Below are 11,656 nucleotides of genomic sequence, written 5' to 3'. Positions count from 1 at the left end.
AAGCCGATCAGGAACGCGCCGCCCAGGGGGACGAACACGAACAGGCCGAGCATCAGCAGGTTCGGCGCGAGACGGCGGCCGCCTACGCGTTCCTCGCGCCGAACCTGCTGATGCTCGGCCTGTTCGTGTTCGTCCCCCTGGGCGGCGCGTTCCTGATCGGCTTCCAGCGCACGAACGGCTTCGGCGACGGCGTCTTCGTCGGACTCGACAACTACGCGCGGCTGCTCGGCGACGGCCTCTTCTGGCGCTCGACGTTGAACACGGCGCTGTTCACCCTGATCGTGACCCCGCTCTCGATGGCGCTGGGCCTCGGCGCGGCGGTGCTGATGAACTCGGTGCTGCCCGCGCGGCCGGTGTTCCGCAGCATCCTCATCCTGCCGATGGCGGTCTCCGGAGTGGCGACGGCGCTGATGGGCGTGCTGATCTTCGACGAGAACAGCGGCGTGCTCGACGGCATGCTCCAGACGATCGGCCTCCCCCGCATCGCCTGGCAGTCCGGCGGAGCGGCGGCCTTCGCCTCCGTGGTGCTCGTCACCCTGTGGTGGCGCACCGGCTTCAACATGCTGATCTACCTGGCGGGGCTGCAGGGGGTGAACCCGGCGCTCTACGAGGCGGCCCGGCTCGACGGAGCGAACGCGTGGCAGCAGTTCCGCCACGTGACGCTGCCGCTGGTCGGCCCGTCGTCGTTCTTCCTGCTCATCCTCAACGTCATCTACTCGTTCCAGGTGTTCGACATCGTCTTCGTGCTCACCGGCGGCGGACCGCAGAACGCGACCTCGGTGCTCGTGACCTACGCCTACGACACCGGGTTCGTCACCCGCGACCAGGGCTACGCCGCGGCCATCGGCATCGTGCTGCTGATCCTGACCATGATCTTCACCGCGGTGCAGTGGCGCACCAACCGCTCGAGGGACCTCGTCGAATGATCCGCACGTCGCGCACCTCGCGCCTGCTCCGCCTCGCCCTCGCCCTCGGTGTCTCGGTGGTCATCGTCTTCCCGCTGTACTGGATGGTCGTCGTCGCGTTCTCCTCGCGGTCCGAGCTGCTCGGCGGCACCCTCCGCCTCTGGCCGCGCGAGCTGACGCTGGTGAACTTCGAGCGGGTGTTCTCGTCGTTCCCCGTGGCGACCTGGTTCGGCAACTCCCTCGCGATCAGCCTGGTCACCGCCCTGATCACCGTGACGATCAACCTGCTCGGCGGCTACGCCTTCGCGCAGCTGCGGTTCCGCGGATCCGGCGTGCTCTTCCTCCTGGCCCTGTCGACGCTCACCCTGCCCGTGCAGGTGATCATGGTGGCGCTGTTCCGGCTCGTCACCGACCTCGGCCTCTACGGGAGCTACTGGGCGGTGATCCTGCCGACGGCGGCGTCGGCGTTCGGGCTGTTCCTGGCGCGGCAGTTCATCCTCGCGATCCCGCGGGACCTGATCGAGGCGGCCCGGATCGACGGCGCCGGGCACTTCCGCGTGTTCACGGCCATCGTCCTCCCCCTCTCGAAGCCGCTCATCGCCGTGCTCTTCTTCATGTCGCTGCTCGGCTCCTGGAACGACTTCGCCTGGCCGCTCATCGCCCTGAAGGAGAACGCGCTGTTCACGCTCCCGATCGGGCTGCTCTTCCTCCAGGGGCAGTTCGGCAGCGACTACGGAGCGACCATGGCGTTCGCCCTGGTGAACGTCGTGCCGATGGTGGTGCTGTTCCTGGTGTTCCAGCGCTACTTCGTGCAGGGCTTCGCGCGCAGCGGCCTCCGCTGACCCCGCGGCGGGGGATGCCGATCGGTGCACTGAGCGGCCATTCGTCCCCCCGTCCGGGGCCGGGAGTGTCAATCCCCCCGTTCCGCCGACCCGGCCGGCGCCGCCCCGCGGTACCGTCGTCGCAGGCGCCCACCTCGTGCGCTCCGGAGCGCACCGTTCGAGCGGAAGGCGGGATCGCCATGAGTACCGTCGCCGCGAACGCCGCCCAGCAGAAGGTGGCCGGCCGCTACTACCTGATCGAGCGCATCGGCTCCGGCGGGATGGGCTCGGTCTACCGGGCCCGCGACGAGACCGTGCAGCGCGAGGTCGCCGTGAAGGTGTTCCGCGCGGAGGCCTCGAACCCCGAGGACGTGGCCCGCCAGGAGCGCGAGGTGCGGATGCTGAGCTCCTTCGCCCACCCCGGCATCGTCAACCTCTTCGACGCGGGGCTGCACAACTTCGGCGGCGAGGTCCGCCGCTACGTCGTGATGGAGCTCGTCGCCGACCCCACGATGGAGGCGCGGCTCGAGTCCGGCCCCCTCCCGGCGGCGGAGGTCGCGGCGATCGGCACACAGCTCGCGGAGGCCCTGGCCTACCTGCACGAGCGCGGCGTCGTGCACCGCGACGTGAAGCCCGCGAACATCCTGGTCAGCGAGGTCGCCTCCAGCGGCTACACCCGCACCGCCAAGCTCACCGACTTCGGCGTGGCCCACTTCATGGACGGCTCCCGCCTGACCAGCGACGGCGTCGTGATCGGCACCGCGAGCTTCGTCAGCCCGGAGCAGGTCGCGGGCGAGCCGATCAGCGGAGCGAGCGACGTCTTCTCCCTCGGCCTGGTCCTCCTCGAGGCGATCACCGGTCACCGGGAGTACTCGGGCACCGTCCTCGAGGCGGCGATCGCCCGCCTCCACCGCAGCCCCTCCGTGCCCGACACCCTGCCGGCGGAGTGGCGGGCGCTGCTGACCTCGATGACACAGAGGGACCCGGAGAAGCGTCCGACCGCCGACGAGGTCGCGCACCGGCTCCGCGGCGGGATGACGACGGGCTCGGCTTCGGGCGCGCCGACCGCCTCGGACTCGCGCGCGGCACGGATCCGGCGCTCCGTGATCATCGGCTCGAGCGTGGTCGGCGTCGGCGCGATCGCGGCGCTGTCGTGGATGCTCGGAGCGCTCGCCGGTCGCTGAACGACCGGGCGCGGGGCCCTAGGCCTCGCCGGGGAACGCGGGACGGAGCACGATCCGCGTCCAGGCGCCCACGTAGATCCGATCGCCCTCCTCGACCTCGCGGCGCTGACCGGCGGCGATCGGCGACTGCGGGAGCGCAGCCCCGGCCGGGGCGAGGTACGTGCCGTTCGCCGACTGCAGATCCTCGACCCACCAGCGGTAGCCGTCGGTGCTCAGCTGGCAGTGGCGCCGCGAGACACCGGAGTCGGAGCCGCAGTCCACCTGCGGCGAGATGCCGCGGGAGACGGACGGGCGGCCGACGAGCAGGGTCCGCTCGCGGAGGACGACGGTCGCGGGCGGGCCGGGCGAGGGCATGGGGTCGTCGGCGCGCTGCTCGGCGTACCACTCCGGGTCGACCCAGAGCTCGGCGATCCACGGGCGGTCCGGGTCCGCGGAGGCGGCGGCGGGGCGGGCGGAGCCGGTGGCCGGCGCGGACGCAGCCTCCTCCTCCGACGCCGAGGCCCCGGGTGCCGGGTCGGGGGCTGCGGCCTCGGGTGCAGGGGCCTCCGGGATCACCTCGGTCGGCGGAGCGGCGGGCGGCGCGGTCGCGACGGGGGTGTCGAAGCCGGCCTCCTGCTCCGGGACCAGCTCGGTCGGAGCCGCGGGATCGGCCTGCGGCGCGGGCGCCTCGCCCAGGTGCTGGGCCGGGTCCCCCGACGGCGTCGCGGAGCCGCCGACCTCGCCCGGAGCGCGGACGGCGCCGGAGGAGGTGAACGGATCGGCCTCGGGGAGGGAGCCGGTCGTGAAGTCGTAGCCGCAGTTCTCGCAGAACAGGGCGCCGGGCTCGTTCGGGAACGAGCAGTGCGGGCAGACCGAGGGGCCGGTCGGGATCGCGGTGGTCGGCGCGGCGGGAGCGGGCGACGGGGCCGCAGCGGCACCGATGGGCGCCCCGCAGACGTCGCAGTAGTCGCCGGACTGGGAGGTGTGCCCCTCGGGACAGCGGAAGCTCACTTGCGCACCCGCGTGGTCTTGGTCGACGCGGTGTCCAGCGCCATCTCGTCGAGGCGGTCCACGCCGCGCTTGAGCCGCACGGTGCCCTCGTTCGGGTTGTCGATCTCGACGACCTTCCGCAGCTTCGCGGTCGCCTCGTCGTTCCCTGTGACGGAGGCGAGCTGCACCGCCCGCCCGAGTTTGACCGTGGCGGTCGCCTCGTCGCCCCGCGCCTTGGCCGCGAGCCCGTCCTGGATCGCCGAGGCGAGCTCGGTCTGGCCGGTGTAGTGGGCGACGGCGGGGTCGATGCGGGCGGTCAGGGCGGAGTCGTCCGTCCAGCGCGCCTTCACCAGGGCGGAGGCGACCACCTCGTCGCGCACGCTGAGCTGCACCCGCGCGGCGAGCTGCTCCGAGCCGACCGGCTTCGACGCGACCCGGACCGCCACGTGGTATTCCCGCGACTCGTCGCCCCAGGCGCCGGTCGGGTAGGCGCCGGTGAGCGGGTTCACGGCGTTCCGCCGGGAGCTGAGGTCCTCGAGGTTCGGCGCGACCTGGCGGACGAAGAGCAGCTGCGCGCCCTGCGGAGTCCAGACGCGGAGCTCGCCGTTGGCGACTCCCCGGCCCATCGACGCCCGCATCAGCGACTCGAAGTCGGCGGCCATGTCGGCCGGGTTCGCGATCAGGCCCACGGTGCCCAGCAGGGCGCTCGCGATGGTGCGCGCCTCCTCGACGATCCAGCGGGAGCCGACGCCGCGCACGTCGCACTGGAAGTCGCCCGACGCCGCGCGGATCGCCGCGTCCAGCTGCATCCGCGACTCGTGCTCGTTCTTGCCGTCGGTGAGGAGGATCGCGTGCCTCTGCGTCGCCTCCGGCACGGTCGCGAACAGCTGGCGGGCGAGGGTCAGCCAGGTACCCATCGCGGTGCCGCCGTCGGCCTGGAGGTAGCCGATCGCCTCCTTCGCCGCGGCTCGCGCCCCCGGCTCCATCCGCACCATCGAGACGGTGGCGTTGGGGTACGGGAAGGCGCGGTCGGCGCGCTCGGACCCGGCCACGACGGCGAAGAAGGTGCCGTCCAGGATCTGGTCGACGGCCACGGCGGCGGCGCGCTTCGCGGCCGTCATGTTCTCGCCGGTCATCGATCCGGAGCAGTCCACGATGATGATCTCGGCCGCGGCCCCGTCGGACCCGGCGACCCCCGTGCCGGACGCGGTCACCGTGACGATGGCGTGCACGTCGGTGGCGCCGTCCGAGAGGAACTCGTTCTGGAAAACACTCGCGCTGAACTCCGCCATTCCGGCAGTTTACGGGGACGCCCGGCCCGAGCGGCCCTCCATCGCCGAGGATCGGCCGGGCATCGCGGCTCGACGCCTGCACGACAGCTGTCGGGGCGGGCGGAGGCGGGTCGAGCGCCGCCGGAGCGCCCCCGTCAAGCCCGCCGCGACCGGACGCCGCCGGTGCCAGGGTGGAGCCGTGCCTCCCTGGACCCTCGCCCTCGCCAGCGGCGCCATCGGCGGCGCCACCCTCCTGATCGGCGCCGCGCTCGCCTGGTTCGTGCGCGTGCCCCCGAAGCTCACCGCCGCGATCTCGGCGTTCGGAGCAGGGGTGCTGATCTCGGCGCTCGCCTACGAGCTCGTGCAGGAAGCGGCGGACGACGGAGGACTGCTCCCGACGATCCTCGGCACGCTCGCGGGAGCCGTCGTCTTCGTCGGCGCGGACGCGCTGCTCACCCGCGCCGGCGCGGGGAACCGCAAGAGCGCGAAGGGGTCGGGCGGAGGAGGAGGCGCGGCCATCGCGGCCGGCGCCCTGATCGACGGGGTCCCCGAATCGATCGTGCTCGGCCTCTCGGTCGCCCAGGGCGGAGCGGGAGCGGCGATCAGCGTGCCCATCGTCGCCGCGGTCGCGATCTCGAACCTCCCCGAGGGCCTGTCCTCGACGGTCGGCATGAAAGCCGACGGCCGCTCCGCCCGCTACGTCTTCACCGTCTGGGGCGGGATCGCCGCGATCTCGGCCGCCGCAGCGCTGGTCGGCTTTCTGGTCTTCGCCACCGCGCCCGGCGCGGTCGTGGCCTTCGTGACGACCGTCGCCGCCGGCGCGATCCTCGCCATGATCTCGAACACGATGATCCCCGAGGCGTTCGACCGCGACGACGTGCTCACCGGGCTGTACGCGGTGCTCGGGTTCGTGACGGCGTTCGCCTTGCACAGTGCTGGTTAGGACGCCGCTCCCCGCGCGGCGTCCCGCAGTCGGCCCGAGCGCGCGGCCGGGTCCCGAAGAGCGGGATACGTACGGCGACGCGGATCCGCTGGAACGCGGATCCCCGGATACGCCTCGCGAAGACGCCGCTCCCCGCGCGGCGTCCCGCAGTCGGCTCCAGCGCGGGGCCGGGTCCCGAGGAGCGGGTCGCGCACGGCGACGCGGATCCGCTGGAACGCGGATCCCCGGATACGCCTCGCGAGGACGCCGCTCCCCGCGCGGCGTCCCGCAGTCGGCCCGAGCGCGCGGCCGGGTCCCGAGGAGCGGGACGCGCACGGCGACGCGGATCCGCTGGAACGCGGATCCCCGGACACGCCTCGCGACGGCGCCGCTGCATTCGCGGCGTCCCGCAGTCGGCCCGAGCGCGCGGCCGGGTCCCGAGGAGCGGGACGCGCACGGCGACGCGGATCCGCTGAACCACCGATCCCCGGACACGCCTCGCGAGGACGCCGCCGCCTGCGGAACGGAGTGCGGTCAGCCGCTGAAGGCGGTGAGGGCGTCGTCGAGGATGCCGAGGCCGCGGGCGACCTCGGCGGGGGTGATGACGGCCGGCGGGACCACGTGGATCCGGTTGTCGGCGGTGAAGGGCAGAAGGCCGCGGGACAGCAGGTCGGCCTTGAGGCGGGCGACGGAGGCCGCCGGCAGCGGGGTGCGCGCGGCCCGGTCGGTGACCAGCTCCAGCGCCCAGAACACTCCGGAGCCCCGGACCTCGCCGATCAGGTCGTGCTTCGCCTCGAGCGCCGCCAGGCCGGGGGCCAGGTGCTCCGAGCCGATGGTGCGCGCGTTGTGGACGATCCCCTCCTCCTCCATCGCCTGGAGCGTCGCGACGACGCTGGCCGCGGCGAGCGGGTGGCCCGAGTAGGTGAGACCGCCGGGGAAGACGCGCTCGTCGAAGTGGTGGGCGATCGGATCCGAGATGACGACGCCGCCGATCGGGACGTAGCCGGAGTTGACGCCCTTCGCGAAGGTGATCAGATCGGGGCGCACGTCGAAGGCGTCGAAGGCGAACCACTCCCCCGTGCGGCCGAAGCCCGCCATGACCTCGTCGAGGATCAGCTGGATGCCGTACCGGTCGGCGATCTCGCGGACACCCGCGAGGTAGCCGGGCGGCGGGGTGAGCACGCCGGCGGTGCCGGGGATGGTCTCGAGGAGGAACGCGGCGATCGACTCCGGCCCCTCCGCCTGCACGACGCGCTCGAGGTGGTGGAGGGCGCGCTCGCACTCCTGCTCGAGGCTCTCGGCCCAGAACTCGCTGCGGTACAGGTAGGGCCCGAAGGCGTGCACGTGCCCGCGGGAGTACTCGTTGGGGATGCGGCGCCAGTCGCCGGTCGAGACGATCGCCGCTCCCGTGTTGCCGTGGTACGAGCGGTACAGCGAGACGACCTTGTCGCGGCCGGTGAACAGCCGCGCCATGCGGATCGCGTTCTCGTTCGCGTCCGCGCCGCCGTTGGTGAAGAAGACCTTCTCCATGCCCTCGGGCGCCCGCTCGGTGATCAGGCGGGCCGCCTCGGCGCGGGTCTCGTTCGCGTAAGCGGGGCCGACGGTGGTGAGGACGCCCGCCTGCTCCTGGATCGCGGCGACGACCTTCGGGTGCTGGTAGCCGATGGTGACGTTCACGAGCTGGCTCGAGAAGTCGAGGTAGCGGGTGCCGTCGACGTCCCAGACCTCGGCGCCGAGACCGCCCGCGATCGGCAGCGGATTCAGCGCGCCCTGCGCCGACCAGGAGTGGAACACGCGGGACCGGTCTGCGGCGGTGACCGAGGCGTTGTCGCGGACGGTGGGGGCGGTCGAGGACGTCATGCTCCCCATCGTGCCGCGCGCGCCTCGGAAGTGGGCGTGCGGATCCGTCGATCCGCGGACCCTACGATGGACGGAACGTCGAAGGGAGCCGCGCATGCCCGCGACCGTCCGCGATCTGCTGGCCGAACCGGCCTTCCGCCTCCGCGTGCTCGCCGGCGTCCACGACGAGGCCGACCTCGACGCCCCTCTGGTGTGGGCGCACTCCTCGGACCTCGTCGATCCGACGCCCTGGCTCGAGTCGGGCCAGCTGCTGCTGACCGACGGCGTCCACTTCACCGGGCACGACAGCGCCGAGTTCTCGGAGGAGTACGTCGCCCGGCTGCGCGGCCGCGGCATCCGCGCGCTCGGCTTCGCCACCCGCATCGTGCACGACGAGGTGCCCGCCGCTCTCGTCACGGCGTGCGAGCGCCAGGGCCTGCCGCTGCTGGAGGTGGCGGACCTGACTCCGTTCATGGGGATCATCCGCTTCGTCGCCGACGTGATCTCGCGGGAGCAGCGCGAGCGGCTGGAGTGGTCGATCGAGGCGCAGCGGCGGGTCGCCCGCGCGGCGCTGCGGCCGGACGGGCTCGCGGCGATCCTCACCGAGCTGGAGCGGCAGCTGGACTGCTGGGTCGCCCTCTACGACGCCGCCGGGCAGAGGGTGCACCTGCCCACCCGGCTCGACGTGCCCGCGGAGGAGGCGGTCGCCGCGGCCGCGAGGCACGCCCTGACCCGCGGCAGCCGAGCGGGACTCCGACTCGACGACGGCGGCGGAGTGACGCTGCAGACGATCGGGCGCCGCGACCACCTGCGCGGGGTGCTCGCCGTGGGCACGGGCACGCCGCTGGACCCGGCGGGCAGCGACCTCGTCGCGAGCGTCATCGCGCTGGCGAGCATCGCGCTGGAGCAGCGGCGCGCGCTGGACTCCTCCCGTCGGCAGCTGCGCTCCGGACTGCTCGAGCTGCTGGCCGCGGGAGCCTTCGACGTCGCCGAGAGCACCGCACGGCGCCTGGGGAGCCCGCTGCCCGCCGAGCCGGTGCGGGTGGTCGTGCTGAGCGCGCCCGTGCACGGCGACTCGCTCCTCGACGAGCTGGAGGTCGTGGCGGAGGAGGACGGCGCGCGCCTGTTCTTCGCCGAGAGGGACGGCTCGCTCGTCGCCGTGGCCGCCGCCGACGGACTCGGGCCGCTGACCGCCGTGCTGGAGCGGCACGGCGCGAGCGCCGGCGCCTCCGCCCCGATCGGATGGTCGGACCTGGACCGGGGCCTCGAGGAGGCGCGGCGCGCCGCCGAGCGGACGGGAGACGGGACGGTGGTCCGCTTCGAGGACGTCGCCGCAGAGGGGATGATCGGGCTCCTCGCCGCCGCCGGAGCCGCACCGCTCGCCCGCCGGATGCTCGCACCGCTGCTGACCCCGGAGGGAGCCGTGCTGCTCGAGAGCGCCCGCGTCTGGCTCCGCCGCAACGGCGCCTGGGAGCCCGCCGCCCGCGACCTCGGCGTGCACCGTCACACCCTCCGCAACCGCATCACCGCCGTCGAGCGCGCCCTCGGCCTCGACCTCGACGACGTCTCCGCCCGCACCGAGCTCTGGACGGCGCTGCGGCTCCACTCATAGCCTCTCTCCTCCTTCGTCGTCGATCGGCCGCGGTCGGCCGGGGAGGGTGGTCGCGTTCCGCAGAGCGGGTTGCGTACCGCGCACGACGATCCGCTCCCACGCGGATCGCCGGTTGCGCGGTGCTCAAAAGCCTCTCTCCTCCTGGCGTCGTCGATCGGCCGCGGTCGGCCTCAGAAGGTGGGAACGATGGGAAGAGCGGGTCGCTTACCGCGTACGACGATCCGCTCACACGCGGATCGCCGGTTGCGCTCGGCGGTGCTCAGGAGCCTCTCCGGTCGACCGAGCACTTCCCGCCGGCGCGGAGCGCAACCGGTGATCCGCGTCCCAGCGGATCGACGTGCGCGGAACGCACGACGCCCTCGAGAACGGAACCACCCTCCCACGCTGACTGCGGGCGATCGACGACGAGGGAGGAGAGAGGCTCACCAGCGCCGCGACTGCGGGCGATCGACGACGCCAGGAGGAGAGAGCCTCACGAGCACCGCTGAGCGCAACCGGTGATCCGCGTCCCAGCGGATCGACGTGCGCGGAACGCGCGACGCTCTGCAAGACCCGACCACCCTCCCGAGCCGACTGCGGGCGATCGACGACGAAGGAGGAGAGAGCCTAGGAATGCTGCGGGAACCCGAGGTTGATGCCGCCGTGGGAGGGGTCGAGCCAGCGGCTGGTGATGGCCTTCTGCTGGGTGAAGAAGCGGACGCCTTCGGCTCCGTGGGCCTTGGTGTCGCCGAAGAGGGACGCTTTCCATCCGCCGAAGGAGAACGTGGCGACGGGGACGGGGATGGGGACGTTGATGCCGATCATGCCGACCTCGACCTCGTTCTGGAAGCGGCGGGCCGCTCCTCCGTCGTTGGTGAAGATGGCCGTGCCGTTGCCGAACGCGCCGTTGTTGATCAGGGCGACGCCCTCCTCGTAGGAGGCGACGCGGACGATGGAGAGCACCGGTCCGAAGATCTCCTCCGTGTAGGCGCGGGAGGTCGTGGGGACCTTGTCGAGCAGGGTCGGGCCGAGCCAGAAGCCGTTCGCGTCGCCGTCCACCTCGATCCCGCGCCCGTCGATGACGACCTCCGCGCCGTCCTCCTCCGCGATCGCGATGTAGGAGGCGACCTTGTCGCGGTGCGCCTCGGTGATCAGCGGACCCATGTCGCAGCCGCGGCGTCCGTCGCCGGTGCGCAGGGTCGCGGCCCGCTCCTGGATCTTCGCGATCAGCTCGTCGGCGACGGGCTCGACCGCGACGACGACCGAGATCGCCATGCACCGCTCGCCCGCCGAGCCGAAACCGGCGTTGATGGCGGAGTCGGCGACGAGGTCGAGGTCCGCGTCGGGGAGCACCAGCATGTGGTTCTTCGCCCCACCGAGGGCCTGGACGCGCTTGCCGTGGCGGGTGCCCGTCTCGTAGACGTACTGCGCGATCGGGGTCGAGCCGACGAACGAGATCGAGCGCACGTCGGGGTGCTCGAGCAGCCCGTCGACGGCCTGCTTGTCGCCGTTGAGCACCGTGTAGACGCCGTCGGGGAGGCCGGCCTCCTTCCAGAGGGCGCCGAGCCAGATCGCCGAGGACGGGTCCTTCTCGGAGGGCTTCACCACGACGGTGTTGCCGGCGGCGATGGCGATGGGGAAGAACCACATCGGCACCATCGCCGGGAAGTTGAAGGGGGAGATGATCCCGACCACGCCCAGCGGCTGCTTGGTCGAGTAGACGTCGACGCCGGTGGAGACCTGCTCCGAGTACTCGCCCTTGAGGTGGTGCGCGAGCCCCGTCGCGAACTCCACGACCTCCTGCCCTCGGGTGATCTCGCCCAGCGCGTCCGAGACGACCTTGCCGTGCTCCGACGTGATCAGCTCGGCGAGCTCCTGCTTCTTCGCCTCGAGGAGCTCGCGGAAGCGGAAGACGATCTGCTGCCGCTTCGCGAGCGACGTGTCGCGCCAGGCGGGGAACGCGGCCTTCGCGGAGGCGACGGCGGCGTCCACCTCGGCGGAGTCGGCGAGCGCGACCTCCTTGGTCGCGACTCCCAGCGCCGGGTCGTAGACGGGAGCGGTGCGGCCGGACGAGGAGGCCGAGGGAGCCCCGTCGATCCAGTGGCCGACGACGGACAGGGCGGTGGCGGGCTCGGCGATGCTCATGGCGACGAC

9 protein-coding genes are annotated in these 11,656 nt (G+C 72.8%); 5 read left to right on the top strand and 4 right to left on the bottom strand.

Annotated features, from left to right (window positions below; all coding sequences use genetic code 11):
* The 3 genes from C5D09_RS11745 to C5D09_RS11735 all read left to right on the top strand — a co-directional run.
* A partial coding sequence (locus C5D09_RS11745) for a sugar ABC transporter permease (RefSeq protein WP_308471886.1) occupies positions 1-926 on the top strand: 926 nt, incomplete at its 5' end.
* Complete coding sequence (locus C5D09_RS11740) at positions 923-1,747, top strand: carbohydrate ABC transporter permease (RefSeq protein WP_104223846.1); 825 nt, start codon at positions 923-925, stop codon at positions 1,745-1,747. The genes C5D09_RS11745 and C5D09_RS11740, both read left to right, overlap by 4 nt.
* Before the next feature lie 179 nt (positions 1,748-1,926).
* Positions 1,927-2,910 (top strand): serine/threonine-protein kinase, encoded by a 984-nt coding sequence (locus tag C5D09_RS11735; protein ID WP_104309863.1) that lies wholly within the window; start codon positions 1,927-1,929, stop codon positions 2,908-2,910.
* An 18-nt stretch (positions 2,911-2,928) separates the two neighbouring features.
* Here C5D09_RS11735 and C5D09_RS11730 read toward each other — a convergent pair whose 3' ends face one another.
* Both C5D09_RS11730 and C5D09_RS11725 read right to left on the bottom strand, forming a co-directional pair.
* The gene (locus C5D09_RS11730; RefSeq protein ID WP_104269377.1) at positions 2,929-3,900 is read right to left on the bottom strand and encodes an FHA domain-containing protein; all 972 of its coding nucleotides are present in this window, start codon (positions 3,898-3,900) and stop codon (positions 2,929-2,931) included.
* Positions 3,897-5,171, bottom strand: a complete 1,275-nt coding sequence (locus C5D09_RS11725; protein ID WP_104238603.1) for a VWA domain-containing protein — start codon at positions 5,169-5,171, stop codon at positions 3,897-3,899. The genes C5D09_RS11730 and C5D09_RS11725 overlap by 4 nt, the downstream gene beginning before the upstream one ends.
* Before the next feature lie 178 nt (positions 5,172-5,349).
* Between C5D09_RS11725 and C5D09_RS11720 the strand changes: the two genes are divergently transcribed.
* Positions 5,350-6,093 carry a ZIP family metal transporter gene (locus tag C5D09_RS11720; RefSeq protein WP_104223842.1) on the top strand — a complete coding sequence of 248 codons (744 nt, stop codon included), beginning with the start codon at positions 5,350-5,352 and terminating at the stop codon, positions 6,091-6,093.
* Positions 6,094-6,606: 513 nt separating this feature from the next.
* On the opposite strand, the gene C5D09_RS11715 is transcribed toward C5D09_RS11720, so the two are convergent.
* Positions 6,607-7,932, bottom strand: coding sequence for an aspartate aminotransferase family protein (locus tag C5D09_RS11715; RefSeq protein WP_104269376.1), 1,326 nt, complete (start codon positions 7,930-7,932; stop codon positions 6,607-6,609).
* 94 nt (positions 7,933-8,026) lie between these two features.
* Between C5D09_RS11715 and C5D09_RS11710 the strand changes: the two genes are divergently transcribed.
* The gene (locus tag C5D09_RS11710) at positions 8,027-9,523 is read left to right on the top strand and encodes a PucR family transcriptional regulator (RefSeq protein ID WP_181135039.1); all 1,497 of its coding nucleotides are present in this window, start codon (positions 8,027-8,029) and stop codon (positions 9,521-9,523) included.
* Between the two features lie 606 nt (positions 9,524-10,129).
* Here C5D09_RS11710 and C5D09_RS11705 read toward each other — a convergent pair.
* On the bottom strand, positions 10,130-11,647 hold the full coding sequence (locus C5D09_RS11705; RefSeq protein ID WP_104269374.1) for a CoA-acylating methylmalonate-semialdehyde dehydrogenase: 1,518 nt from the start codon (positions 11,645-11,647) through the stop codon (positions 10,130-10,132).
* Between the last annotated feature and the right edge of the window lie 9 nt (positions 11,648-11,656).

Source organism: Rathayibacter sp. AY1C9 (genome assembly GCF_002932315.1).
GTDB lineage: Bacteria > Actinomycetota > Actinomycetes > Actinomycetales > Microbacteriaceae > Rathayibacter.
The sequence above is the reverse complement of the archived record's forward strand: the minus strand, read 5'-3'. Positions and strand labels throughout refer to the sequence as shown.